The sequence below is a fragment of the Hymenobacter telluris genome (assembly GCF_017313265.1).
Classification (GTDB): domain Bacteria; phylum Bacteroidota; class Bacteroidia; order Cytophagales; family Hymenobacteraceae; genus Hymenobacter; species Hymenobacter telluris.
On record NZ_JAFLQZ010000004.1, the window covers coordinates 137,476 to 163,184 of the forward strand.

Here is a 25,709-nt window from a genome sequence, read left to right on the forward strand (position 1 = left end):
CACTTTAGGCGGTACGGAAGCTACTTATTGCACGCCGGTTATCCGGAACTCCACGCGGCGGTTGAGCTGCCGGGTCACTTCCCGGTCGTTGCTGGCGCGGGGCTGGGTGCCGCCCAGCCCCACCCCTCGGATGCGCTTCGGGACGATGCCCAGGCCGATGAGGTAGAGCCGGATGGCCGTTACGCGCTGCTCGCTCAAAATTTGGTTTTTTTCGGCGGGCCCTACGTTGTCGGTGTGGCCGCGCAGCTCAATCGTAAGCTTGGGGTTTTCTTTCAAAATAGCCAGCAGCTCATCAAGGGCCGGGTAGGCCGCCGGCAGCAGCCGGGTGGTGCCTTGCTCGAACTGCACGTTATCGAGGCGCAGCGTAGTGCCCACCGTGAAGGGCCGCAGCAGAATATCCTGCATATAAGGCCCGGCCAACGTCCGGTAAGTGCTGTCGGTGGTGAGGTAGCCCACCAGGCGCACCCGGGCGGCGTAGTCCTTGTTGGCCTGTACGGGCATGGCAAACGACCCATCGGGCGCCAGGGACGCAGCCGGACCGAAACCGCCGCTACCACTGGCCAGGTGTAGGCGCAGCTGGGCCTGCGGCAAGGGCTGCAACGTAGCGGCATCGAGCACGCGCCCGCGCCACACGGCCGAAGCCGGGGGTACTGCCGAGGCCGTGGGTGCCGCCGGAGCGCCTTCTCTGGCGGGCTGGTCGGTGGCTTGAAACAGGTTGCAGCCCGCCAGATCGGTATAAATGCCGCGGCGCACCCGGTAGGCCTCGCGCCGCTCCAAATCCACCCGGTACAAGGACTTGGGGCCGGCCAGGAACAGGCGGCGACGGCCGGCTTTATCAACTTGCATGAGCACGTCGCTGTAGCCGCCTTTCTCGGGCAGGCCCTCCAGGGCAATCATTTCGGGGGCGGGCTGGCGGGTATTCAGGTCCACCTTAATCAGGGAGCCGTCGGTGCTGTAAATCTGGTAAAGCGTGTTGGCGTCGTCGAGGCAGAAATTACCGTGCGAGCCCGCCCCGGCAAATCCAATAGCGGAGTAATAGGACGCCTGCCGCACGGGGTCGGTGGCCCACACCACCGTTACGGAGTTATCGGCGGGGCTGACTTTCACTAGCTGGCTGGCGTCGGCGGTGCTGAAGTATAAGTCGCCCCGCTCGTCGGTGGCGGCCGAAATCCAGACGGTTTCCGGGCCCTGGGCCGGCAGTTGCCAGGGCGTGTACTCGCCCTGCCGGGTGGCGGGGTTGTAGCGGTACACGTACTCGGGCGCGTTGGTAGGCGCCTTGGTCACCGAGTACAGGCAGTTGTCGAAGCCTTTGGCCAACGCGTACGACTGAAAGGGCAATACCTCCCGGTGGATTTTGGGCGAGACGGAAGGATCCGTTACGGAAAACTCGTGAATCGTGCGGCAGTCGTCTTCCCAAGTCTCGTTTACGTAGCGCAGGGCCGCAATGCCGTACATCTTGTCGTCGCACTGCTGCCCGGCGGGGTAGCGGCCGGCCGGCTGGTTGGTGAACCCAAACGAGTCTACTACCTGCTGCCCTTCGGCCAGGGCACTGCCTTCTTGCCGAACCGCGGCCCGGTATTCCAGCTGAAACTCCTGGTTGCCGCGCCACACCCGGCGCCCGAGCACGTGCACGCGGGTAGCGCCCACTGAGTCCGTAGCGAAAGTATAATCATAGCGCAGCTCGTGGTAGCTGCCGGCGTCGTGCTGGTCGAGGCGCAACACCTGGGACCGGGGCAGGCGCCGGACACTGCGCCACAACGAATCCTGCTGGTTGCGGGCCAGGGTGCCGGGGGCGAGTTGCCCGGGCAACAGCCGCACAATCAGCACCACGGCCGGGGCCAGCTTGGCAGTGTCGCCGGCGAAAAAAGTCGTTTCGGTTTTGCTGGCGTTTTGGCGCAGCTGCCACGCCCGCGGATACGTGAGCTGGTAGCCCGCCTGGGGATTGGCATACACCTGCGGAGTGGCCGGCCCCTGCGCATATCCCAGCAGCCAGCACCCCACCAAAAACAACGTCAACAAGCCCTTCATACGTAGTGGCAACAACCAATAATCTGTCAAGTAAGTGCAAAAAAATCATACGGTGCCGCGTCGGCAGCCGTACGGCAGATGGTTCTGCCCTGCTTCTTTGCTACTTGCATTTTACTGGCCCCTGCCCTATTGAATACCTAAGCTTTTCAGTATCAGGGCTCCTGCTCCTACGTGCGGCCGGCTTACCGCTCGAATATTGCCAGCTGCGACGGCGCGCCCAAGTCGGCCACTTCCGGCCCCAGCGGCCCAGTGCGTACCCGGTAGCCGTGCCGCTCGGCCACGCCCGCGGCCCACTCAGTGAACTGCGCCCGGGTCCACTCGAAACGGTGGTCTTGGTGGCGAAACTCGCCGGCCGACAGGGTTTCGTATTGCTGGTTGTAGTCGGCGTTGGGCGTGGTGACGAGTACGGCACCGGGCCGGGCGCGGGCAAACACCACCTGCTCAAACGCCGCCAATCGACTTTCATCCAAGTGCTCGATGACTTCCACCACGGCCGCGGCATCGTAGCCGGCCAGGCGCGGGTCGTGGTAGAGCAGGGAGCCTTGTACCAGCGTGAGCCGCTCCCGCTGCCGCGGCGGCATTTCCACTACGTGCAGCCGCTCGTGGGCCCGCTGTAGCTCCTGGTGCGACACCTCCATGCCCAGCACGTGCTCGACGTGCGGAATCTTGAGCAGCCGGCGCAGCAGCTTGCCTTCCCCGCAGCCCAGGTCCAGCACCCGCTTGGCCCCCAGCCGCCGGATTTCCTCGGCCACCCGGTCCAGCCGAATGTCGTGGAGCTTCTGCTTGCTGGTGGTTGGTTGCTGGTGGTCGGTCGTTGAGTCGTTGGTTTCTTCGGGGGCTGGTTCTTCGCCCGCTACGTCGTCGGTGGCGGCCTGCTCGCCGGCCAGCAGGCGCTCCAGGGTGGGGTTGATGAACTCGGCAAAGCGCAGGTAGCGGCGCGTGATAAACTCCCGCTCGGGGTGCTGCGGCAGCCACTCGCCGCCCCGGTGCAGCAGCTTCTCGGCCTCTGAGCGCCCAATCCAGTAGTGCTTGTCGCCCCGGTCGAGCACCGGAATCAGCACGTAGAGGTGGCTGAGCAGGTCGCGCAGGCGCAGGGCCGGGTGGCGCAGGTGCAGCGTGTAGTAGCGGCTGTCGCCCCACTCGGGCACGGTGGGGTCGAGCGAATGGGCCTGGGTTTCCACCTCGTAGCCCAGGGGCCCGAACAGGCGCAGCAACTGCTCGGCGCCGGCAGCGGGCATTACGGCCACGGTTACTTCCAGGGGCAGCAGCGTTTCGGGCAGTTCCGGCCGGTCTTTGCAGGTGCCGTTCATGGCCGTGTTGAAGGCCTTGGACAAGGCCGTGCTCAGAAACGACGAGGCCGCATAGGGCCGGTCATTCACGTATTGTTCCAGCGCAAAGCCTTCCCCGGCCGGGCCGCGGTGGTTGCGCACCAGCGCAATCGGGTCGATGTCGAGCAGCAGGGCGGCGGTACAGCGCTCCGGCGTGGCTTCGGGGTAGAACACGTGCGCCTGCCCGTAGGCAATGTCCACGGATTGCAGCCGCGCCGGGTTTTTATGGAGCAGGTAGCCCAGGTCGGTGGCGGGCTGGTGGGTGGTGGAAATCGTGAGGAGCATCAGGCAGCTAACTATAGAATACGGCACCACGCAGAGCAGGCCGCAGCAAGATAGTGGGTTTGCCGTTTTGCGGAGTTTGGTGAAGAGCCTGGCATACCCAAACACCCGAACCGCTATACTCTAAACGTCATGCTGAGCGCAGCCGAAGCATCTCGCGTGCTGACGTCTGGGTTACTGTTGCAACATCAGCACGCGAGATGCTTCGGCTGCGCTCAGCATGACACGTTCTTTATTGTCTAGTGCTAGATTGTACGCTACCGGGTGCCGGTGGTGTCGGTGAGGGCCAGCAGGAAGGCTTTGAGGGCGCGTTGGTCGGCGGTGGTCAGGTGGAGCGGGGCATCCGGCAGGGTTTGGTTGTCCACGGTCAGACCCAGGCCTTTGCCGCCGCCTTTGTTGTAAAAGTCGATGACTTGCTCCAGGGTTTGGTAGGCGCCGTTGTGCATGTAGGGCGCGGTGAGGGCCACGTTGCGCACGGTCGGAATCTTGAAGGAATGGCGCAGCTGCGGCAGCTGTACCTGCGCGTAGCGGCCCTGGTCGGCATCGAGGCGGCGGGCGGCGGGGGTGGCCGGCACGCCCAGCACCTCCGATTCGGCCTCGGTGAAGCCGGGCGGCACCGTGCCGTTGAATAGCGGCGCGAAGTGGCAGGTGCCGCACTTGCCCGCGCCCATAAACACGTTGAACCCCCGAATTTCCTCCGGATTCAATGCCTGCCGCTGGCCCCGCACGTGCTGGTCGAAGCGGGAATTGAGGCGCACCAGGCTCCGCTCGTAGGCGGCCAGAGCCGTTTGAATCTGCACCGGCGTAATGGTGGCCTTCGCTCCTACCTCGCTCTGTGGAAACGCCCGCCGGAACTGCTGCACGTAGCCGGGGCGGCGGGTTAGCTCGCGGGCGGCATCTTCCAGGGAGCCGTGCATTTCGTCGCGGTTGCCCACTACATCTACCGCCTGGTTTTCGAGGGTGGTGGAACGCAAATCGTAGAACTGGCCGGCTTGCAGGGCGGCGTTGAGGATGGTGGGCGTGTTGCGGCGCACCAGGCCGCCGGGCGTGAGAGTGGCGTTTTTAACCAGACCGTCGGTGAAAGCCTTATTCGGCTGGTGGCAGCTGGCGCAGGAGCGCCCGTTGCCGGCCGACAGCACCGGGTCGTGGAACAGCTGGCGGCCCAGCGCCACCCGGGCCGCGGTGCGGTAGTGGCCGGTGGTCGGCGCGTAGTAGTCGGGGTTGAAGGCGGCTGAATCGAAGAGCGTGGCGGCGTCGGAACGCAGGGCGCGCACTTCCTCGAAGGGCTTGATGCCCAACGCCAGCTGGCAGGCCAGCAGCGCCCGGCCCAGCGGGTTGGCGTGGTCTTTAATGAACGTCAGCCGGTCGAAGGTGTTGAAATCGGGGTGCAACTGGGCGTAGCGGGCCGCTTGCGTGAGCTGTTGCCGGGCGGTGGCGTAGGCCTGCTGCTTTGGCTTGGCAGCAGATGTGGTGGGCGCGTAGTAGGCCAGCACGGGTTGCATAGCGGCCAGGGTGGCGGTGGTTTCGGGGAAGGTGGCGGCGGCACTCAGGGGCGTATCGAAGCCGGTAATACCCAGCGCCACCACCCGGAATACGTGCAGCCGCAGCACATCAAATACGTGGGCATCGGTGAGTTCCTGCACCTGCCAGCGGGTGCGGGCGTTGCTGATTTCGCGCTGCACGGCCCGCACTTCGCGCACCAGCTCGGCGTGGTTGGCGGCATCATACGCGGGGTAGAGCATTTCTTCCAGCACCTGAAAGCCGCCGGGCTCGAAGTCCTTGTTTTCCGCCACTTCCACCTCCCCGATGGGCGGGCCGTTGAGCAGGCGGGCCGTGCCGGGCATGTAGTATTCGGTGAAGGGCTCCACCCGCTTATACAGCAGCCGGCAGGCCCGAAAGCTGCGCCGCAACGAATCCAGAGACGTGCCGCGGGTAGCCAGCGGCAACAACTGCTGCCGCACATGGTGGTCGAGGCGGGCCAGCTCCTGCGCTACGTGCTGCTGCACCTGCTGCGCGGGCGTAGGAGCCAGCTCCGTGGCCGGCCCCCCCAACCGGGAACAGGCCCCCGCCAAAGCCAGCAAAGCCGCCACCAGCAAGGGCGCGCACGAGCGGAGAACAATGAGTAACTGAGAAAACATGAAGTAAAAAAGTCGAAAAGTCCCTATGCCAATAGCCCCCCACCGATAATCGGCGGAGGGCAGGATGCTGGCTAGGAATCAGATAGCAATAAAAACGTTGACTGATGAACAGACACAACAGATTTTAAAAACCGCCGTCATGCTGAGCTGGTCGGTAATTAGCGCTGCACGCCGCGCACAATGACCACCTGGCCGCCTTCCTTATTCTTGTTGCGGGTTTCGCTGGAGCCGTCGGCGTTCAGGTACTTATCGTCCTGCCAGGTGTGGGGGTGCAGGTTGAGCAGGAAGGTGTTGGGCACGCCCACCAGGTCGGAAATGTCCTGCATGGCGCCGTACTCCCAGGTGCTCAGGCGCTGGTCGTTGCTTTTGTTGTACTTGGCGTTGAAGGTGGCATCGGTGCGGCGGTGGTTCATTTCCAGCATCGGCTTGAGCTGCTTGCTGCTCATGCCGTACTGCCACACGCGGCCGTCGTGGCGGTTGTTGGCATAGAACGAGTCGCCGTCTTCCTGGATATACACGTAGTCCTTAGTTACGCACAGGTTATCGGGGTTCACGATGCTGTTGCCGGGGTCGGTGCTGCCGTCTACCACCACTTCCAGCTTGCCGCGCAACACGTTGTCGGCCTGCATGGAAAGCTTGTACACGCGGCCCCACATGGTGAAGCCGGTTACGGGCGTCACCTTGTCCGACTGGCTGACGCCGGTGGCGGTGAAGTACACCTCGCGGCCCGCGCCGTTACCGCCTTTGCGGTAGTCCACGTCTTCCACGCGGGCAAACTGAATGGCGTTCTTGGCCACCGACTGCGCCGCAATCTGGGCGCCAGTGGAGGTTTTGGCGTTGTCGATTTCCACAAACTCCACGTCGTACTGCTGGCCGGCCACCATGTTGGTTTCAATCGGGTCGGCGCTGGTGCGCTTGAGCATGTAGAGCCTGCCGTTGTCCAGGTCGCCCACGGTGTTGCTCACGTAGGCAATCAGCTGGCCGTTGCCGCTGTCTTCGCCAATGAGGATAACCGTTTTGCCAGGATACGCGTCTTTGGGCAGCGGCACCGCGTTTTCCATTGAGGCGTGGCCCAAGGCCGGCTTCATCCGGCCACGGTCCTTCTTGTTGACTGCACCCAGCGGGTCAATGGCGTGTACCATGCTTTCCCCGTCGGTTTCGCCGGCCGTCAGGAACATCGGGCCGAAGCCGTGCTCCTCGGGCATGGCCAGCGTGGCCGAGCACAAGCGGAAGTTGCCGCCGTCACCGTCCAGAATGTACTCGCCCTTCGTGGGTTTGAAGGTTTTGTCGAGGTACACCCGCGACACCGAGAACATAATTTCGTGGTTGTTGAGCAGGATATAGCCTTCGCCGTTCGGGTTTTTGAGGATGCCCGAACCGTCGGGCTGCGCCCCGAAAATAAAGTTCGGCGACTCCGGCAGTACGTCGTCGGAGCTGATGAGCGGCAGGATTTCCAGGTTATCGAAACCAGGCAGCGCCTTCACCAAAGCCGGGTTCACCGAATGGGCTTTCAGCACCACTTCGGAAGTCGGGTTGGATTCGTTATCGGAGTCGTTGCAGGCTCCCAGCAGAGTCAGCAATAGAAGCGCAGGTAGCTTCGGAACGAAGGAGTAACGGTTGAAATTCATTACGGGAAAGGTTGGTACAACGATGCCACAAAGGACCTGCTGAGGCGTTATTTTAGTGTTACCACCGCATTACTGAACTGCTATCTTCCAACCCGCAACGCTGCCGTTTGGTAACGGCTGGATAACCTGGAGCAGCCACCTGGAAACGCAAACCGCCCCAGCCGATGCACGGCTGGGGCGGTTTAGGGTGCTCGTTGACAGATAGTACGGTTCGACGCAGATTCGTCCCCCTCTCCTAGCGAACCACCAGCTTGGAACTGGCACCGTCTTCGGCGCGGAGCACATACACGCCCGGCGCGAGGCCGGCGGTTTCAAACTGCTGCGCTTTGGCCAGGGTGCGGACTGGGCGGCCCAGCACGTCGTGCAGGGTGCCACTCACGGGGCGGCTTAGCTGTACTCGCCCGCCCTGGCTGGGATTCGGGTAGAGGTACAGCGGCGCGGCGGCGCGGGCCGCGGCAGTGCTCAGCACGCCGCGCAAGCCAATCTGGTACACGGCCACGGTGCTGCTGACTTCGTTGGCGAGCAGCAGCAACGGCTGGCCGGTTGGGCTATTGGCGGCCGACACAAACACCAGGCCTTCGGGGCCTTGGTCGCCGGTGCCAGTGGTTAGGCTGCGGTTGTTAATGTATTGCACCAGGCGCGGGTTGGCCGGGTCGTTCACGTTCATCACCAGCACGCCGCCCTGGCGCTCCAGGCTGATAAAGGCGTACACCGTGTCGCGAATCATGCCGATGGTCGTGCCTTCGGGCTCGGGGCCTTTGTCGTCGGAGCGGTTTTTCCGGACGGGGTTGCCGGTGGTGTTGCTGGCGTTGAAGATGCTGCCGAACGTGGGGTCGGTGCTGGTGAGGCGCTCCAGCAGGTCGCCGCTGTCGTGCACCAGCGCGCCGGTGGTGGCGTTAAGAATGCTGAACGAGCGGCCCCCAAAGGCATAAATCTCATCGAAGTCCCCGTCGCCATCGGTGTCGCCGAGGCGGTTGGTTACGTTCAGGCGGCCTAGCGCACTGTTGTTTTTCAGCGTGGCCGCCTGCGGGAAAGCAGTGGGGTCGAGCACGTAGCCGGCTGCCCCCAGGCGCACCACTTCGGAATAGCCTCCGTCGTAGTCGCGGGCGTCGCCTTCGTTGGCCGTGATGAGGTAACGGCCGCCACCCAGAGCGGCGGGCAACTCAAACGAGGCAATGGCATCGGGCTGGCGCATGCCGCGCACCGGCCAGTTGGCCAGCAGCACGTCAGCGGCCTGGTCGGAGGCATCAAAGCTAAAGCCCGGCTGGCTGTGGTCTTGGTAGCCGATGGGCCGCAAGCTGGTGAATTGCAGCGTGGCAAGGTCCAGCGTGGCTATAGCGTTGTTTTCCTGCAACCCGATGTAAGCCGTGCGCGAATCAGCCGATACAGCCACATACTCGGGCTCCAAATCCTGCGCTACCGAGCTAGCGGGCGCCGTAGTCGGCCCGCCGTAGATGCGGATGCCCGCAGCGCGCAACGCGGCAGCCTGGGAGTTGTAGCCACTGAAATCAACGGTAGTGGCGTTGGCCTGCGTGACGTTGGCAATGCCGCTGCTCACATCAACCACCGTTACCGAGCCGAGCGGGTCGTTGGTATAAGTTTGGTTGGGTTCCCCCTCGTTGGCGGAAATAACGTAGCGGCCATCGGGCGAGAACGTCACCATGTCGGGCAGGGCGCCGGTTGTGAGCTGCTTGATAAAGCTGCCATTCTGGTCGAAGAACACCAGCTTACCTGGGTTTTGCAGCACCGCGTCTTCCACGGCACACACCACCAGCCCGTTGCGCACCGCCACCGAGTTGATACCGCCGTAGGGCGCCATGCTGACAGAAGCCACCGGCGTAATAGCGCCCGGCGCGGCAAAGTTGAGGATATCGAGCTTGCCCCCGATGGAGTTGGCCACGTACAGCCGCTGCGTGGTGGGGTCGTGGGCCACAATTTCAGCTGAATTGGTGCCGCTCACGCCGTTCTGGTAGCTGCCCAGCAGGTTCAGGCGCAGGTTGCCGGCGCGGGCCGGGGCCTGGGTGTCGTTGTCTTTGATGAACACCAGAAACTCGGTGGCACCCGCCGTAAGCGTGGCGTTGGTGGGGTTCTGCAAGCGCACCGTGAAATACTCGGCGGGCTCGGCCGTGGCATCGTCGGTGATGGGCAGCGTGAGCGTAACCGGCGTAGTGCTGCCCGGCGTGAAGGTCAGGGTTTGGGGAGTGGCAAATGTGAAGTCGGCGCCGGCGGTGGCCGTGCCTAGCGGTGCCACAACCGCCTGCACGGTGCTGGCCGTAGCGTTGGCGTTGCGGATACTGAGCGGAATAGACACCGACCCCGCGGTTTCGGCTACAATAAGCGGTGTGGCGCTGCCGGTGAAGCCCAAGTCGGGCGTTGGCACTGCTACCGTGCCCTGACCCAGGCTTACTTGGTCGAAAGCCACCCAGTCGTCGTTGCCGTTTTGGCGCACCGCTAAGCGCAGGCGGGCGTGGGTGCTACCGGCGGGCACGGCCACCGTAACGGTGGTCCAGGCCTGGGTATCCTTGTTGAGCTGAGTGTACGTGCGCGGTACCGGCCAAGTGGCACCGTTGTCGAAGCGCACCACGTACGCCAGCGAGTCAGGGTTATCGAGGGCGTTACTGAAGTATTTGAAGGTAATAGTATTGGCCGCCGTGCTACCGGTTTGGATGGCTACCGGCGCAAAATCCAGGTAATGCCAGATGCTAGCATTAGCCGTAAGCGGACCTTCCAGGTCGCGCCCACCCCACAGGTTGGCTCCGGCCGAGGGAGTAGCCACGGTGAGGCCAGAGCCCGCCGTACCGATAGTGGTTAGCACGGCCCACTGGTCGGTGGCGGCCAGGTCGTTGTAGGTGGCTGGGGTGGGCGTGTAAGCCCAGGTGTCGGTGGCGGCACTCTCGAAGCTCTGCCCCACCGACTGCGCGTGAGCAGCCGAGCCGGCTACGCTCAGCGCCAGTACGGCCAGGCTGGTTTTCACTCCCGATAGTAAAGTTTGACGCATCCTTTAGGAAGGTTGATGATGGAAGCGTCAAAGCTACCGGGCACCTATTACGGCACGGTTATCTGATAATTACCAAATGGTGAAGCTCAGCTTATCAGGTTCGCAGCCCTGTCCGCAGTCAGGACGCTACTCGTAGGCTTACCTCCCAGAAACTCGCTATACCAATGGCCGGAGTCTTTGATGGTGCGGCGCTGGGTTTCGTACTCCACATGCACCAACCCAAAGCGCGGCCCGTAGCCCTCAGCCCACTCGAAGTTGTCGGTAAACGACCACGCGAAGTAGCCGTCTACCCGCACGCCCTCTCGGCGGGCCCGCAGCACCTGCCCGATACAGGCCCTCAGGTACGCTTGGCGTTGGGCGTCGTGCACGTGCCCATCGGCGGTGCGGGTATCCGGAAAGGCTGCACCGTTTTCTGTCACGCGCAGAATCGGTGCATTTGGATAAGATCCAAACTGTTTAACCATTTGGTATAAGCTCTCCGGATACACTTCCCAGCCCATATCAGTGTGGGGTACACCGCGGGGGGCAGCGCCTACCAGTGAGGCCCAGAGCAGCGGCACGTAGGGCGAGTGGCGCACCACTTCGCGGGTGTAGTTCTGCACACCCAGAAAGTCGAAGTCGAAGGGCAGGCGCTGCTCGTCGCCGGGCTTGATGTAGCGGTCCATCCAGCCGAGCAGCGGCACGTCGGCGACGGGGTAGCCCAACCCGAGCGCCGGCTCCACAAACAGGCGATTGAGCAGGGCATCGGCGCGGCGGGTGGCGCGGGCGTCGCGGGCGTGGTTGGGGCGCCAGGGCGTTACGTAGGAGCACGAAAAGGTGGTGCCAATCTGGGCGCCGGCGGGCAGTATAGCCCGCAACACCCGGCCGCCTTCGGCCTGGGCCAGGGCGGCGTGGTGGGTAGCGGCCAGAAACGCCCCCAAGCTGCGGCGACCCGGCGCATGAATGCCCAATAGGTGGCCGGCCCCGGTGAACACCATGGGCTCGTTGAGCACCATCCAATGCTGCACCCGGTCGCCGAGGCGGGCGGCTACGCGCTGGGTGTAATCGGTGAACCAGCCCACCACGTCGCGGTTGGTCCAGCCGCCGAGCTGCTGCAACGCGGCCGGCAAATCCCAGTGGTAAAGGGTGGGCCAGGGCGTGATGCCGCGCTCCAGGCAGCCGTCCACCAACCGGTCGTAATAATCTATACCCTTTTGATTAAACACCCCTAGCCCATGTGGCATAATCCGCGACCAGGCAATGGAAAAGCGGAAATTATCTATACCCATTTGGTGAATAAGATCTAAATCCTGGGGCCAGCGGTGGTAGAAATCGGTGGCTACCTCGGCGGTTTCGGCGCGCTTGATGCGGCCGGGCCGGCGCACGAAATCGTCCCAGATGCTGGGGCCTTTGCCGTCCAGGTTCCAGGCTCCCTCCGTCTGGTACGCCGCCGCCGACACCCCCCACTGAAAATCGGCGCCGAAATCAGTCCGGGAAAAGCTGGCGGGAGTGGTCGGGGGAAAGAAAGCGTCGGGGAGCATATTGGAAGATTTAGGCGGAGCTACCTGTATCAGATGAATAATAGACTATACGGGACTGGTATTGTCCCGGTAGCTGGTTAGGGAAATGGCTAGCGCGCCTCTCTCCTGCTGAAGGCAGCGCGCACAACAAGTTGAGGTTGGCAGCCAGCGAAGCATGGCGGCGGGCCTTCGGCACAGCAACTGGCTTACCGGTTATCCGCCATTACTACACGGCTGCCACCAACGATTCGGCTAGCAGCTTGTCCAGCACCTCACCGGTTTCATCGGGGTAATCCACGGGCACTACGGCACCGTTTTGCAGCCACTCATCCAGCACCCCCAGGCTCTTATCCTTCAGATTTTTGATAACCGGCACGCCCATACCCGCCAGGGCGGCGGCGTTGCAGGCCTGCTCGTACTGGTTGCGCATGGGCACTACCAGCAGCTTTTTGCCCAGGTACAGCGCCTCGGCCGGCGTCTCGAAACCCGCCCCACATAGCACCCCGGCACTGCGGGCCAGGCTACTGGTGAAAGCCGCGCCACTTACCGGCCGCACCCGCACGTTGCCGTGCTCCGATTCCTGGGTACTGTGCTTGCTGAACACCTCCCAGCGTACCGTCCGGCTCAGGTAGCGCAGCCGGCTTACTAGCGTCTCTTCGTCGAAGGCGGGCAGGTACACGGTGTAGTGCCCATCGTTTTGCGGGGCCAGATGGCGCACCTGCTGCCGGATAACGGGCGTGGTGGTATGCGCGTCATAGCGCTGAAAGTGGAAGCCGAAATGCTGGCTGGCGGGGGCATAATGGCGCAGCACGGCCCGGCCTACCATGTCCTCGTTTTTGGGGCGCGGGGCGGCGGCGCTGAGCACGGCGCTTTGGTGGCTGAGCGCCACGCACGGCACGTTGCGCAGCCGGCAGGCCCACGCCGATACCGGCTCGAAATCATTAATCACCAAATCGTAGCTTTCCACGGGCAGCATCCGCATTTCGCGCAGAAAAGCGGCGGAGTTCAGCTGCCAGAACGTTTTCACGAAGTTGATGCCCCCCTTCTTGCCGAAGATAAAGCCCATGCCGTGGCAGCGGTAGCGTACCGGAAATGGTAGTTGAATATCAGCGGGCGGGCCGCTCACCAGCAAATCAACCTGTGAGGCCCGCGCCTGTAGCAGCGGAACAATATCGAGGGCGCGGCTCAGGTGGCCGTTGCCGGTACCCTGGATGGCATAGAGGATTCGGGGCATTCTTTCTTATTTGGTGCTTGGTGCTTGGTGCCTGGTGTTTAGTAGGTTGTAATTGGTGGTTTGCCTGCCTAGTACTTCGTGCTCGGAGCGTCAGTTATTTGATGTTTATTTCTTCTTTACTGGAGCGCCTAAGTACGAAGCACTAGGCACCAAGCACTGAAAAAGCACTAATTCCGGCGGAGTTGAAATTCGGCCAGCAAGTCATCCAGCAGCGTGGCAACGGGCGTGTCCACCACCGAATCGTCGGCGTCTACCTCATCCGGGGCCGGGTTGGCATCGGTGGGCATCCGGGGGTCGTCGGCGTAGCGGTAGAGCTGCCAGCCGGTGGTGGCGGTGTATTCCAGCGCGGTCAAGTTTTCCACCCAGTCGCCGGAATTCAAGTACACCACGTCGCCTTTTTCGGTGCTGACCTGCCGGATTTCGGGGCAGTGAATATGGCCGCAGGCCACGTAGGCATAGCCCTGGTCGGCGGCAATGGTGGCGGCCGTGGCCTCGAAGTCGCTCACCAAACTCACGGCGCTTTTCACCCGGTCCTTCACTGCCTTGGAAAGCGCCACCCGCGGACGGCCCAGCCGGTGCAGCCCCCAGTTCACGAGGCGGTTTATCAAAATGAGTAAGTCGTACCCTTTAGCGCCGAGCTTGGCCAGCCAGCGCGAATGGCGCATGGTCACGTCGAAGACGTCGCCGTGGAACAGCCAGGTGCGGCCGTGGGGCAGCTCCAGCACCAGCTTGTTGTCGATGCGGAAGTGTCCGAGGCGGGTGCCGGCAAACTTGCGCAGCAGCTCGTCGTGGTTGCCGGTGAGGTAATGAATGTGGGTGCCTTTGGCCGCCAGCCCGGCCAGGTGGCGCACCACCCGCATGTGCGGAGCCGGCCAGTAGCTTTTACTGAACTGCCAGATGTCCACGATGTCGCCGTTGAGCACCAGCACCTTGGGCTTGATGCTTTTCAGGTAGCGCAGCAGCTCGGTGGCGTGGCAGCCGTAGGTGCCCAAATGCACATCCGACACTACGGCCACCTCAACGCGGCGGCGCTTTTTGCGGGAAGTAGCCGGCGCGCTCAAAGGGCCGGCCGGGTTTTGAGGCGCGCACTAGGCAACGTACGCCGGGTAGGTAGTACGTCCTGCGAGTCTTCGGCAGCGCTGTGGAAGCGCAGCGGAAACTGCAACGCGCCCACGGAGCGCAAAAGGAAGGCGGCAAACAGTGCCAGCTGAAACACGACGTAGGCCAGCCCGCGCACCATCCGGCGCAGCAGGGGCATTGTAACGGGAGCATGCATAGAGAGAAGCCGTTTTACCCGTCTCAAATTTCGGTTTCTGCTATGATGCAAGGGTTACCTACAGATTACGGTTAGGTCATGCTTTAAGCGCCGAACCGGCTTTAGCCAGCTTCTGCCGGGCAAATGGGTAATACTAGTCGAGCCCGGACTATTTTTGGACGAAAACCAGCCTGTAGCTTCCGCCACTTATGTATATTTGAAGAGCTAAAACTTTATTTTTAGCTTTATAACTGGTTTTTATATGAAAAAAATTGTTCTCCTGGCCACGCTGCTAACTTGCACCTTAGCGGCTTCGGCGCAATACATGCCGGGCAAACCGCGCAAGAAATACATGGTAGCCAAAAAAGACGATGAGTGCCCCTACGTACTCAACGTCACGAAGAACACCGACGAGGACGCCGAGGTAGACGCCTGCGTAACGCGCGTAGCCTACCGCCCTTACGCTGATCTGCTCACGGAAATTGATGCCCTCAAGAAAATCAAGAACTGGGCCGACACCACCTACCAGCGCCGGTTCAGCCAGCTGCCGCCCGGTGGGGAGCTAAGCGTAACCATGTACCGCCGCGGCTCCTCTAACGCCGACCCGGCATTGCTGAGCGTGGTAGCAAAAAACAAGGAGGGCCAGGAGCTACTCAACGTACCGGCGCTGGCGGCTGGCAATGGCCGCTTCTGGAACCGCGACTTGTACATGAGCAAGCGCAGTATCCCATTTGTTAAAACAGAAACCCCGCAGGAGGTAACTCTGCTTATTAATGATACCAAGACCAAGCAAACATTTGAGTATATTGTAAAAACTCAATAGCTTAACTCATTTGTATAAACGCAGAAAACCCGCTTCTGGCAGCCAGAAGCGGGTTTTCTGCGTTTATACAAATGAGTTAACATTCAAGCATTAGTTTACACAACTCAAGCTATTCTACTTGTGTAGCTGCACCCATTGCGTGGCAATCAGCGTCTTGGCATCTTCAAACTGCTGGCTGATTAGTTGCTCACGCGTCAGTGTTACCAGTTCAATGTTCTCGTTTTCTTCTGCCAGCCCGCCGCCTTTGCCACTTTGGTTGCTGACCTCAGCATAAAAAACGGTAATGGTTTCGGCGCTGCCGCCGGGCGAAGGATACATGTGAGCAATCTGTTCGATGCGGTCTACATCGTAGCCGAGTTCCTCCTGAATCTCGCGGCGCATGGCGGCTTCCGGCTCTTCGCCGTTGTCGATCATGCCGGCGGCTATTTCCAGCACCTGCGCTTCTGCCCCTATCCGGTACTGCCGGGTGAGCAGGTAGCGCTCCTGCTCGGTGTCCCAGACCAGCGCCGCTACGGCTTTGCCAGGTTCAAACCGTTCGCGCTTGAGTTGTTTGTCGCCATCCTGAACGGTAAGCAGCTTCAGCTTAAAATGACCGTCGTAAGCAGTTTCTCGGTTGATTATTTCCATGTGGCAGGGTGGATGAGAAAAGTATTTTTCAGGAAAGTAAACGGAAAACCGCGCCCAACTTGTTAGCCAGACGCTAGCCGGCGGGAATACCCTACCCCACCACAGCCGTTTTGGCGGTTTGCGGAGTTGTGGAGTACGCAACGCGCACTTTTTATACGGCTTTCTTTCTCCACTAGGATGCGCCCCGGTTTACGGGTAATTACTAGCGTTAAGTGGCTTTTTCCACTTTTCTGGCGTAGCTGCTCCGCTGGTTTTCCGGCGTTAAACTGGGTTGGTCACCCAAGGCTGCGCCTATTTCGCCGCAAAACCACCGACCTTTGCAGTCTTGCTTAGTACCCACTGCCCATCTGGCCACCATTAGGGCACGGCCTCGCTTTTTTTATTTTTGATGTCTTTCGACGAACTCAACCTGATTGACCCTATCCTGCGTGCCCTGCACGAGGAAGGCTACACCAACCCAACCCCTATCCAGCAGCAAGCCATTCCGCAAGTGCTGGAAGGCCACGACCTGCTAGGCGTTGCCCAAACCGGCACCGGCAAAACCGCCGCCTTCACCGTCCCGATTCTTCAGATCCTGCACCAGACCGCTCAGGTTGCGCGCACCGCGCCCGGCCGCATCCGGTGTTTGGTGCTCACTCCCACCCGGGAGCTGGCCATCCAAATCAATGAGAGCTTCGGCGCTTATGGCCGCCACCTACCCAAGCTCCGCTCCACTGTCATCTTCGGCGGCGTAAGCCAGCACGCGCAGGTGCAAACCCTGAAGCGCGGCGTGGAAGTGCTAATTGCCACCCCCGGCCGCCTGCTCGACCTGATGAGCCAGGGCTTCGTGGATTTGCGCAACGTGGAAGTATTCGTGCTCGATGAAGCGGACCGCATGCTCGACATGGGTTTCATCCACGACATCAAGCGGATTCTGCCCAAGCTGCCTACGTCCCGGCAGACACTGTTCTTCTCGGCCACCATGCCCGCCCCCATTCAGGAGCTGGCCAACACCATCCTCAAGCCGAACCCGGTGAAAGTAGCCGTAACGCCGGTTTCCAGCACCGCCGATACGGTAACGCAGGGCGTGTACCTGGTTGATAAAAACGACAAAGCCGACTTGCTGGAGCACGTACTGCAGGACGCCAATATCAAGCGGGTGCTGGTGTTCACGCGCACCAAACACGGTGCCGACAAGGTGGTAAAAACCCTGGCCAAGGCCAACATTCCGGCCGAAGCCATCCACGGCAACAAGTCGCAGAACCACCGCCAGCGGGCCCTGAGCAACTTCAAAGCCGGCACCACCCGCGTGCTGGTGGCTACCGACATTGCCGCCCGGGGCATCGATGTGGACGACCTGACCCACGTTATCAACTACGAAGTACCCAACGAGCCGGAAACCTACGTGCACCGCATTGGCCGCACGGGCCGCGCGGGTGCTTTCGGTACGGCCCTCACGTTTGTGGAGGAAGAGGAACGCGCCTATTTGCAGGACATTCAGAAGCTGATTCGCCGGCAGATTGACCTCGTTGCCAATCACCCCTACACCACCCGCGCCGTAGCACCGGTATTGCTGCACGGTGGCGAGTCGATTAAGCGCCCGAAAGGCCCGGCGGGTCGTCCGCCACGGGCCGGCCGCGAAGGAGGCTCTGCCCGCCCGCCCCGCCCCAGCCATGAGGCTGGTGCCCAGCGCGGCGGCCCCGACCGTAACCGGGCCACCGGCAACCGCCCCGCCACCGCTCGCCCCTCCGGCGACCGGCCTGCTGGCAACGCCAATTCCGGCTCCGGCCAGGGTCGCCGCTCTTTCCGCGGTGGCAACAACGGGCGCTAGTTGCGCTTCAACGCTTTTTCTGGAACAGCCCCGGCACCATGCCGGGGCTGTTTTGCGTTCCGGGGTAGCGGCAGGCACAATGGCCTGTCTCGACTGGAACGACTATCTTACCCAGCGTAGCAGCAGCTTGCGCAGCACGCACGCCTGATTCAACAAACAAAACAGCTGGCATCAGGCTTTTATTGCTGGCGGTGAAGTTGCCGCTGTCCTTCCCTCATCCGACGACGTTTGTTTTATGGCTAACAGCACTCTTCCCGTCATTCAGGCCCTGCGCGACACCGCTCACCGCTTAGCCACGCAGGCTCCGTATCAATGGGGCCACATGGGCAGCTGCAACTGTGGCCACCTGGCCCAAACGATTACCAAGCTGACCAAAGGTGAAATTCACGCCCGGGCCATGCAGCGCTACGGCGACTGGGAGCGGCAGCTCATCGACTACTGCCCCACCAGCGGCCTGCCCATTGATACCACCATTGATGAAATGCTGGCGCTGGGTTTCACCCGCACCGACCTCACGCACTTGGAGCGGCTTTCCGACCCAACCATTCGGGCCGCCATTCCATTCGAGCGCCGGGACGCCCTGCGCCATAACCAGCGCGACGACGTAGTGCTCTACCTCCGGACGTGGGCTACGCTGCTGGAAAACCACCTATTGGCCGGCATTCAGTTGCCCGAGTTGCTGCCTGCCCCGGCAGCGGTTCTGGCTAAATAGCGCTTACGCCCTTCAACAGAAACCAAAGTAGAAAGCCCCACCAGATAATATTCTGGTGGGGCTTTCTGTATGTAGCCATTTGCTTACCGGCTATGCTATGGCAGAGCGCATAGCATGGGCTGGGTCAGCTATAAGAGTGGAATTCAGAAGAACCGACTAGTCGGCGTTGCTGCGCTGGGCTTCCCGGTAGCCTTCAGGGCGGTGGCTGCGTTTGTATTCGGCATCCGCATTCGGATCTTTTTCGGCATCGGGGGCTTGCGAGCAAGATGCCAGGAATAGCGAGGCGTTAACGGCGAGCAGGAGAAGCAGACGGAATTTTTTCATGTCCCAAAGGTAAGCACCACCCCGAAAATCGCCAAGGATACTTTCAAGCTTAATGGCGGGGGCTTGCCTCTGTACGCAACACTGCTAGCCAAGGTGAAGGCTCCACATCCAAAGTAAGTACCCCTCAAATTATTTGCAGGCGTCACTTCCGCAGTAAAGCACCTGATTACTTTTGGCAACAGGTGATTGAGTGCGCAACACATCTTGTCTCTTTTACTACGGACTTTCAGACTGCAAATACGCTGACCGTTTGCCCGCTAACGGGTGCTAATGCGCGGCCTTTTACAGTATCAGGATTTTAGCAAGGCTAACTCGATTAGTGGTCTGTTTTCGAATTGCACTATGATTTTCCCGCATCATTTCTCCTGTCAAGGATTTTAGCATTGCCAATCCAATCATTGACCCTTTTTAGCATTTCCAGTTATTTCACTTTACCAGCCCTCAAATAGCCTTATAAATCAATAAACAATCACTTAAACTAAAAGTATTTATTGACTGATACAAAGCGCTTTATAATAAATTATTTTCTACATATAATACTTATGAATACCACTATGACATAGTGCACTATTCCGTTTACAAGACTGATTGGCATTCACTCCACTAGGAGATGCAACTTACCATACAATATTGTGCTAAGTGGATGATTGGGGCACGCTGACAAATTGCATTTATCTAGCCAGTTAATGCATTCGTGCAGCATTTTCTAGGAGTGCTGTGCTAACCTAGTCGTAGCGTTGCCAACAACAGATAAATCCGTTAATTAGCTCAGACGTTTTCCGGTTGGTAGTCTGTAAACGTGCCGTCCTGATAGAAGATAACAATGCGGCGAATAGCTTTATTGGCTTGCAGAAAAGGCTGCGCTACCGACGGCCCTGTGGCATCAGAACTGTTCCTCCGCTCAGCTCCAATGGTACCAGGAGCTGCTATTGTATCGGAAGTGTTAGTCGAAATAGAGTTGTCTGATACAGGCGTTGCCTCTACAGTAGCAGCGGGTTTTGGCTCTGTACTAGCTGCTTTACTTGGCCCTGGGATGCTTGCCGCGCCTGGCTCTGCATTAACTAAAGCACCTGATACCACTTCTTGCCCAGGGGCTGCTGAGTGTATCACCCCTGAATTAGCCTCAAATACTGCGGCTGTTGGCGCTACTGCGCTTGTTACGGGCTGTCGGGTGGTTTGCTCTCTACTAAGCGCAGGACGGGCTGTTTCCGGCGTTTTAGTGCTTAACCGCTTTGTAGCAGAGGGCGTTGGGGCTGGAGTAGGGGCCGCAGGGGGCACTTCCGGGGTAGTCATGCTCCCAATTCCCTTCAGCAGCCACGCCAGTGACACATCAGGAAAGGCATCCACAATCTTCTGCACTACCTCCAGGCTGGGCTTGTTACGGCCGCTCAGAATGTGGCTGACAATAGGCCGGGCCACGCCAATGGTATCAGCAAACTGAGTAGGCGTTAATTGGCGGGCGCTTAAAATCTCCCGAATACGGTCAACCATGGTGTATTCTGACTATCGTTAACAAATGTACGGGTCTACATCGTTATATCGGCTTTACTATTCCCTGGTTTAATTTTGTAAATAGGCAAAGCCTCGATGTATCACCTATTACAATTGTATATCACCCTACTGCCCCTGATTACAAATGTTATACAATTGTAATCAGGGACTTGTTGCTGTTTTTAGTACCGCTTATCTTCTCACAGAGCATCCTCTTATTGCATTACGCATAGCCAGTAGCCCCACGCACATGAGGAGGTATGCAGTTTGTGTTATCAGAGTGGGTACAAGCCGAAAAGGAGAAGACCTCGCCTCCTGCCAGAAGCAGTGAGTGAGGTCTTCTCCTTTTTTTGTTACGCCTTACTTAACGGTTTAGTCGGCGTTATTAGTTGTTGAAGTACTCTTTTGCCAGCGCCTTGTCGTGGCCGTAGATGTCGTCGCGGAAGTTGACGTTGCCGTTGTTGTCAACCCAGGCAGTGAAGTACACCAGGTACACGGGCAGGTGTTTGGGTAAGCTTACGTATTGTTCTTTGCGGCCGGCTATAGTTTCCTCTATCTTGGTCAGGTCCCAGCCGGGCTTGTTGCGCAGCAGGTACTCGGCCAGTTTCAGGGGCTCCTCTACCCGCACGCAACCGTGGCTAAAGCCGCGCTTCGTCTGGCTGAACAGCTCGTCGTGGGGCGTGTCGTGGAGGTAGATATCCTGCGAGTTCGGGAAGATAAACTTCACGTCGCCGAGGTCGTTTTTTGGGCCCGGCCGGCGGCGCAGGGTGTACTTCCATTTGGCCTGCGTCAGGTTGGCCCAGTCGATGGTGCTAGGGTCAATTGGAGTTGCTTTGGCACCCCAACCCTTCACTACTTCCATGTCCAGACGGTCGAGGTAGGCTTGCGGATTAGCGGCCAGTTTATAGCGCATCTCCTTGTCGATAATACTAAAGGGCACGTTCCAATACGGGGCCATTACCACCGACTCCATCTTGTCGCTGAACACGGGGGTGGCGTTGAGCGTCTTGCCCACAATCACCCGCATGTCGAACACTTCCTTGTTACCTTCTACCACGTGGAGCTTGTAGTCGGGGATGTTGACGAGCAGATAATCGGGCTCAAATTTCTTGGGAATCCAGCGCCACCGCTCCATGTTCAGGATGAGCTGGTCGATGCGCTGTGCCACCGGAATATTAAGCAAGCGGAGCGTTTCACCTGCTACCAAGCCATCAGCCTTTAGGCCATTCTGAGTTTGAAAATCTTTGACGGCAGCTACTAATTCGGCGTCGTACTTCTCTGCCGGAGCCGTGGTTTTCGTCGTCGAAGCGGGCGTAGCAGTTGGGTTGTTAGCTACTGTTTGCACGGGGGCCGCGCTGGCGTCAGCAGAGGCCGTAGCCGGGGCTGCATCAGGCGCTTGCGTTCCTAATAGCCGCTGGCGCAGGAGCGCTACCGCCGGCGTCGCCTGGCCAGGTTTGAGCTTGGTAGTAGCGGGCAGCGTAGGCCAGCCGCCGTTACGCTGGATGTCACGGTAGTTGGCCAGCGCCTTTTTCAGCTGATCATATTCGGGGTGCAGGGGCTCGAACTCATAGTACGGGTAGGTGCTCTCCCGCTCCTTAAGAATCGTCATTAGCGCCTTATGCAGCTTGATCTTGTTGCGCTTCACCTGCCAGTCAATGGTCTTGACCTGGCGCGGGTTTACCGTTCCCCGATAGAAGTCGGATGCCCAGTTGAAGTAGGTCCCAGATAGGGCTACGTCAATTTCCTTTTCCAGCGGATTTCGTTTGGTTGAATCGTTCTGTGCAGCCTCTAAATCGGCAAAAAGCTTATCAAAATCCTTGGTTTTGTATTCTTTAGGATCAAGGCCCTCGTCGGCTGCTTTGCCGATAACCCCGAGCATGGTTTTGGCTTGCGGCACCAACTCATGGTTGCGAAACCAGCCTAGCCGGAAGTCCCGTTCTCGGTAGAACTTCTTGGCCCACTCAATCTGGTCTTTGAACTTGGGCTCGGCACTCATGTACTTCACTACGTACACACTATCGAGCGTGGGCTGCGCGCCACCAGCCTTGGAGGCTACCCCCGGCAACGCGTCTTTTAGTTGCGCTTTCTGCTCCTGACTGCACGACGATGCCGACGTGAGCACCGTCAGGCTAAGCAGCCAAAACAGCAGGGTGGTAAGAAAAGCAGGTCGGAATAAATTCATGCAAGTAGGTGGAGATGAACAAAACGAACAACAAAGTACTCGCCAGTCAGGAGCTGAATACAGCTTTTTTAACTGAACGAGTAGTTGCGCGTTTTACTGCAATCCGGGTTGATAAGTTGCTTGGATGGCGGTATTCTCCACTGACTGCAAGTTAGCGGGTTTTGCCGATACAGTTGTTATGTAGCAATGCTTGATTCATTAGCACCGAACTATGACAATGCTACCCTTACTGATGAGCTTGCTGACCACCTGCCTCGGTGTCGTTGGGCTACGGCGCAGGTGGTTTGGCTATCTTTGCGTCTTCGTCAACCGGTCGGCTGCCCGCCGTTTTATATCTCCTAGCGCCTATGTCTACCACCGCCTCCACCCCGCACTTCACCCCCGACCCACACAGCTACGCCCGGCCGGCAGAGGTGAGTGTGCAGCACCTCGCACTCACCCTGCGTGTCGACTTCGAAGCCCGCACGCTGGCTGGTCACGCCACCTGGCAAATCGTTAATCACACCAACTCGACGGAGCTGCTGCTCGATGCGCGCGACCTGCTCATCGAGGAAGTTTTGCTGGGCGACCTGACCGGTGAGCCAACCGAATTTTCACTGGGCACACCGGACCCGGTGATGGGGCAGCCGCTGCGGATTGCCATCCGTCCCGGCACCCAGCAGGTGACCATCCGGTACCGCACCACTGCCGGTGCGGCTGCGCTCCAATGGCTCACGCCGGAGCAGACGGCCGGGCGGCGGCACCCGTTTTTGTTCACTCAGTCGCAAGCCATCCTGGCCCGCACCTGGATACCGTGCCAGGACTCGCCGGGAGTGCGCTTCACCTACGAGGCCCACGTACAGGTGCCCGCCGAACTGCTGGCGTTGATGAGCGCCGAGAATCCGCAGGCGCGCAACGAAGCCGGAGCGTACAGCTTCCGGATGGCTCAGCCGATTCCGGCCTACCTCATGGCCCTAGCAGTAGGCGACGTGGTGTTTGAAGCCCTCAGCAACCGGACCGGAATTTACGCCGAGCCCGTCACGCTGCCCGTAGCCACCAGCGAGTTTCAGGACCTGGAGAAGATGGTAGCCGCCGCCGAGGAATTGTACGGCCCGTATCGGTGGGAGCAATACGATTTGTTGGTATTGCCTCCCTCCTTTCCATTTGGCGGCATGGAAAACCCACGTTTAACATTTGTAACTCCTACTATCCTGGCCGGCGACCGGAGCCTGACCAGCTTGGTGGCTCACGAACTGGCTCATTCCTGGAGTGGCAACTTGGTTACCAATGCTACCTGGAACGATTTCTGGCTGAACGAAGGCTTCACGGTGTACTTCGAGCGCCGCATTATGGAGAAGCTCTACGGCCGTTCCTACTCCGATATGTTGCAGGTGCTCGGCAACACCGGCTTGCACCACACCATTGCCGAACTCGGCGCGCACAGCAAAGACACCCACCTGCACCTCGACCTGGCCGGGCGCGACCCCGACGAAGGGCTCAACGAAATTGCCTACGAAAAGGGTGACTACCTGCTCCTCACCCTCGAACACCTGGTGGGCCGGCCCGCCCTCGATGCTTTCATCAAGCAGTACTTCGCACAGCATAGTTTCCAGAGTATGGATACTGCCTCGTTCGTAACTTATCTGCGGCGTGAGTTGTTAGATAAAACCGTCGGGCTCGAAGAGAAGCTTCAGCTCGATGCTTGGGTGAACGGCCCTGGCATTCCGGCGGTAGCGCCGGCGGTCCACTCCACTCGTTTCGAAGCGGTGGCGCAAGCTTTAAACAACTGGCAGCACGGCACACCTGCTAGCGAATTACCAACCAGCAGTTGGAGTAGCCATGAGTGGGTTCACTTCCTGCACGGGTTGCCCCAAGGCTTGCCGGCCGAAAAACTGGCAGCGTTGGATGCCGCCTTCGGGTTCACGCAGTCTGGCAACGCCGAAATTTTGGCGGCCTGGTTTCCGCACACCATTGCGGCTGGCTACGCCCCTGCCGATGCAGCCTTGCACCATTTCCTGACTCACGTGGGACGGCGCAAGTTTCTGACGCCTCTCTACAAAGCACTGCTGGCTACGCCCAATGGTGCCGAGCGGGCACGCCAGTTGTACGCCGCGGCCCGGCCCAACTACCACTCAGTGGCCACCAGCACCTTCGACGTGTTGGTTGGGACGGCGTAGTGAGGCCAGCTGAGCTTGGACGGAAACTGGTATGGGTAGGACAAGCCCGAGAACAACAATTTTTCTTGCTGCCCTTCACTTATAATTCAGTTTCTAAGCACTACTTTCTAGCTCCGCTGTAACGCTGACTGGCCCGAAGCTTGCTTCCCGGACAATTCCGGTTTTCCTTTTGTGTTGTACTAGTTGATATTTTGCGTTGAATACTTCCAAACCTTTGGGTAAGCTCATTGCCATCGGCGGCAACGAAGACAAGGGCACCTACCCCAACCCTCGTACTAAGAAAAAATACTACCTCAACTTTTTTGAGCTTGGTATCTTGAAAAGAGTGGTTCTCGAATCCGGCAAAGAAGACCCGCGCATCGAAGTCATTACTACGGCTTCGATGATTCCGGAGGAGGTTGCCAAAAGCTACCTCAATTCCTTTGCCATGCTCAACTGCCACCAGGTAGGCATCATGGATATCCGGACGCCGGAAGACGCGCTGCTGCCCGAGTACGTGGAGCGGCTGCGCAAAGCCGACGTAGTGATGATGAGCGGCGGCAACCAGTCGCGGCTTACCCAGATGTTTGGGGGCACCGAGTTTTTGCGGGTGCTCAAGCAGCGCTACCACAAGTCGCCGAACTTTATTATTGCGGGCACTTCGGCCGGAGCCATGGCCATGTCACAAACGATGATTTCGGGGGGCAGCGTACCCGATGCCCTGATGAAGGGCGCCGTGAAGATGGGCACCGGCCTGGGTTTGCTCGACACGGTGGTGATTGACTCGCACTTCGTGAAGCGCGGCCGTTTCGGGCGGCTCATCGAGGCCGTGGCCCTGCACCCCAAGCTCATCGGCATCGGGCTCGGCGAAGATACCGGTGTGCTGATTACGGGTGGCAACCAGTTCGAAGCCATCGGCTCCAACCTGGTAGTTATCATGGACGGCCACAAGCTGGAACATAACAATGCCACGGCCGCCCGCAAAGGCGAAGCCATTTCCATCGAGAACATGCTGCTGCACGTGCTGGTGAAAGGCAACGTATACGACGTGGTGCAGCGCGAATTCTACCCGAACCTGAAGCTGCTCCTCCAAGCCGCCGAATCAGAGCAACTGGTAGCCGATAAGCCTGCCAATGCTCCGTCTTCCGTCTCCACTGACGTTTAGCAGTCTGCTTCGTTGTTTTCCACTAAAAATCCCCGTTTCCAGGCCGGAAA

General features: G+C 59.8%; 18 protein-coding genes. 5 read left to right on the forward strand and 13 right to left on the reverse strand.

What is annotated here, in order from left to right; genetic code table 11:
• Positions 1–24: 24 nt before the first annotated feature.
• From J0X19_RS07990 to J0X19_RS08030, 9 genes are all read right to left on the reverse strand, one after another.
• Positions 25–2,028, reverse strand: a complete 2,004-nt coding sequence (locus J0X19_RS07990; protein ID WP_206983678.1) for an OmpA family protein — start codon at positions 2,026–2,028, stop codon at positions 25–27.
• Positions 2,029–2,210: 182 nt separating this feature from the next.
• Positions 2,211–3,641, reverse strand: a complete 1,431-nt coding sequence (locus J0X19_RS07995) for a 3' terminal RNA ribose 2'-O-methyltransferase Hen1 (RefSeq protein WP_206983679.1) — start codon at positions 3,639–3,641, stop codon at positions 2,211–2,213.
• 254 nt (positions 3,642–3,895) lie between these two features.
• Positions 3,896–5,776 carry a cytochrome-c peroxidase gene (locus tag J0X19_RS08000; protein WP_206983681.1) on the reverse strand — a complete coding sequence of 627 codons (1,881 nt, stop codon included), beginning with the start codon at positions 5,774–5,776 and terminating at the stop codon, positions 3,896–3,898.
• Positions 5,777–5,934: 158 nt separating this feature from the next.
• Positions 5,935–7,404, reverse strand: a complete 1,470-nt coding sequence (locus J0X19_RS08005) for a PhoX family protein (RefSeq protein ID WP_206983683.1) — start codon at positions 7,402–7,404, stop codon at positions 5,935–5,937.
• 235 nt (positions 7,405–7,639) lie between these two features.
• Entirely contained in the window at positions 7,640–10,402 is a 2,763-nt protein-coding gene (locus J0X19_RS08010; RefSeq protein WP_206983685.1) for a choice-of-anchor I family protein, read from the reverse strand.
• Positions 10,403–10,488: 86 nt separating this feature from the next.
• Complete coding sequence (locus J0X19_RS08015) at positions 10,489–11,922, reverse strand: GH1 family beta-glucosidase (protein WP_206983687.1); 1,434 nt, start codon at positions 11,920–11,922, stop codon at positions 10,489–10,491.
• Between the two features lie 205 nt (positions 11,923–12,127).
• Positions 12,128–13,135, reverse strand: a complete 1,008-nt coding sequence (locus J0X19_RS08020; RefSeq protein ID WP_206983689.1) for a glycosyltransferase family protein — start codon at positions 13,133–13,135, stop codon at positions 12,128–12,130.
• A 167-nt stretch (positions 13,136–13,302) separates the two neighbouring features.
• A complete protein-coding gene (locus tag J0X19_RS08025; protein WP_206983691.1) occupies positions 13,303–14,196 on the reverse strand; it encodes a UDP-2,3-diacylglucosamine diphosphatase in 894 nt (297 codons plus the stop codon).
• Entirely contained in the window at positions 14,193–14,411 is a 219-nt protein-coding gene (locus tag J0X19_RS08030; protein ID WP_206983693.1) for a hypothetical protein, read from the reverse strand. The genes J0X19_RS08025 and J0X19_RS08030 overlap by 4 nt, the downstream gene beginning before the upstream one ends.
• 241 nt (positions 14,412–14,652) lie before the next feature.
• Here J0X19_RS08030 and J0X19_RS08035 point away from each other — a divergent pair, with 241 nt between their 5' ends.
• Positions 14,653–15,213: a hypothetical protein gene (locus J0X19_RS08035; RefSeq protein WP_206983695.1), complete on the forward strand. Its 561-nt coding sequence runs from the start codon at positions 14,653–14,655 to the stop codon at positions 15,211–15,213.
• A gap of 114 nt (positions 15,214–15,327) precedes the next feature.
• Here J0X19_RS08035 and J0X19_RS08040 read toward each other — a convergent pair whose 3' ends face one another.
• The gene (locus tag J0X19_RS08040) at positions 15,328–15,840 is read right to left on the reverse strand and encodes an NUDIX domain-containing protein (protein WP_206983697.1); all 513 of its coding nucleotides are present in this window, start codon (positions 15,838–15,840) and stop codon (positions 15,328–15,330) included.
• Positions 15,841–16,228: 388 nt separating this feature from the next.
• Here J0X19_RS08040 and J0X19_RS08045 point away from each other — a divergent pair, with 388 nt between their 5' ends.
• Both J0X19_RS08045 and J0X19_RS08050 read left to right on the forward strand, forming a co-directional pair.
• Positions 16,229–17,650, forward strand: a complete 1,422-nt coding sequence (locus J0X19_RS08045) for a DEAD/DEAH box helicase (RefSeq protein WP_206983699.1) — start codon at positions 16,229–16,231, stop codon at positions 17,648–17,650.
• Between the two features lie 235 nt (positions 17,651–17,885).
• A complete protein-coding gene (locus tag J0X19_RS08050) occupies positions 17,886–18,362 on the forward strand; it encodes a hypothetical protein (RefSeq protein WP_206983701.1) in 477 nt (158 codons plus the stop codon).
• Between the two features lie 156 nt (positions 18,363–18,518).
• Here J0X19_RS08050 and J0X19_RS08055 read toward each other — a convergent pair whose 3' ends face one another.
• The 3 genes from J0X19_RS08055 to J0X19_RS08065 all read right to left on the reverse strand — a co-directional run bounded on the left by J0X19_RS08055 (position 18,519) and on the right by J0X19_RS08065 (position 22,359).
• Positions 18,519–18,686 carry a hypothetical protein gene (locus J0X19_RS08055; protein WP_022824802.1) on the reverse strand — a complete coding sequence of 56 codons (168 nt, stop codon included), beginning with the start codon at positions 18,684–18,686 and terminating at the stop codon, positions 18,519–18,521.
• A gap of 768 nt (positions 18,687–19,454) precedes the next feature.
• Positions 19,455–20,177 (reverse strand): helix-turn-helix domain-containing protein, encoded by a 723-nt coding sequence (locus J0X19_RS25230; RefSeq protein WP_206983703.1) that lies wholly within the window; start codon positions 20,175–20,177, stop codon positions 19,455–19,457.
• A 385-nt stretch (positions 20,178–20,562) separates the two neighbouring features.
• Positions 20,563–22,359 (reverse strand): L,D-transpeptidase family protein, encoded by a 1,797-nt coding sequence (locus tag J0X19_RS08065; RefSeq protein WP_206983705.1) that lies wholly within the window; start codon positions 22,357–22,359, stop codon positions 20,563–20,565.
• A gap of 347 nt (positions 22,360–22,706) precedes the next feature.
• Here J0X19_RS08065 and J0X19_RS08070 point away from each other — a divergent pair, with 347 nt between their 5' ends.
• Together J0X19_RS08070 and J0X19_RS08075 are read left to right on the forward strand one after the other, a co-directional pair.
• Positions 22,707–24,515 (forward strand): M1 family metallopeptidase, encoded by a 1,809-nt coding sequence (locus J0X19_RS08070; RefSeq protein WP_206983707.1) that lies wholly within the window; start codon positions 22,707–22,709, stop codon positions 24,513–24,515.
• A gap of 214 nt (positions 24,516–24,729) precedes the next feature.
• Positions 24,730–25,659, forward strand: coding sequence for a cyanophycinase (locus J0X19_RS08075; RefSeq protein ID WP_242582285.1), 930 nt, complete (start codon positions 24,730–24,732; stop codon positions 25,657–25,659).
• The last annotated feature ends 50 nt before the right edge of the window (positions 25,660–25,709 follow it).

Coding starts and splice junctions, on each gene's coding strand:
- J0X19_RS08020 (WP_206983689.1), bottom strand. CDS start 13,135: ATGCCCCGAATCCTCTATGCCATCCAGGGTACCGGCAACGGCCACCTG.
- J0X19_RS08045 (WP_206983699.1), top strand. CDS start 16,229: ATGTCTTTCGACGAACTCAACCTGATTGACCCTATCCTGCGTGCCCTG.
- J0X19_RS25230 (WP_206983703.1), bottom strand. CDS start 20,177: ATGGTTGACCGTATTCGGGAGATTTTAAGCGCCCGCCAATTAACGCCT.
- J0X19_RS08035 (WP_206983695.1), top strand. CDS start 14,653: ATGAAAAAAATTGTTCTCCTGGCCACGCTGCTAACTTGCACCTTAGCG.
- J0X19_RS08030 (WP_206983693.1), bottom strand. CDS start 14,411: ATGCATGCTCCCGTTACAATGCCCCTGCTGCGCCGGATGGTGCGCGGG.
- J0X19_RS08070 (WP_206983707.1), top strand. CDS start 22,707: ATGTCTACCACCGCCTCCACCCCGCACTTCACCCCCGACCCACACAGC.
- J0X19_RS08055 (WP_022824802.1), bottom strand. CDS start 18,686: ATGAAAAAATTCCGTCTGCTTCTCCTGCTCGCCGTTAACGCCTCGCTA.
- J0X19_RS07990 (WP_206983678.1), bottom strand. CDS start 2,028: ATGAAGGGCTTGTTGACGTTGTTTTTGGTGGGGTGCTGGCTGCTGGGA.
- J0X19_RS08050 (WP_206983701.1), top strand. CDS start 17,886: ATGGCTAACAGCACTCTTCCCGTCATTCAGGCCCTGCGCGACACCGCT.
- J0X19_RS08010 (WP_206983685.1), bottom strand. CDS start 10,402: ATGCGTCAAACTTTACTATCGGGAGTGAAAACCAGCCTGGCCGTACTG.
- J0X19_RS08040 (WP_206983697.1), bottom strand. CDS start 15,840: ATGGAAATAATCAACCGAGAAACTGCTTACGACGGTCATTTTAAGCTG.
- J0X19_RS07995 (WP_206983679.1), bottom strand. CDS start 3,641: ATGCTCCTCACGATTTCCACCACCCACCAGCCCGCCACCGACCTGGGC.
- J0X19_RS08065 (WP_206983705.1), bottom strand. CDS start 22,359: ATGAATTTATTCCGACCTGCTTTTCTTACCACCCTGCTGTTTTGGCTG.
- J0X19_RS08000 (WP_206983681.1), bottom strand. CDS start 5,776: ATGTTTTCTCAGTTACTCATTGTTCTCCGCTCGTGCGCGCCCTTGCTG.
- J0X19_RS08015 (WP_206983687.1), bottom strand. CDS start 11,922: ATGCTCCCCGACGCTTTCTTTCCCCCGACCACTCCCGCCAGCTTTTCC.
- J0X19_RS08005 (WP_206983683.1), bottom strand. CDS start 7,404: ATGAATTTCAACCGTTACTCCTTCGTTCCGAAGCTACCTGCGCTTCTA.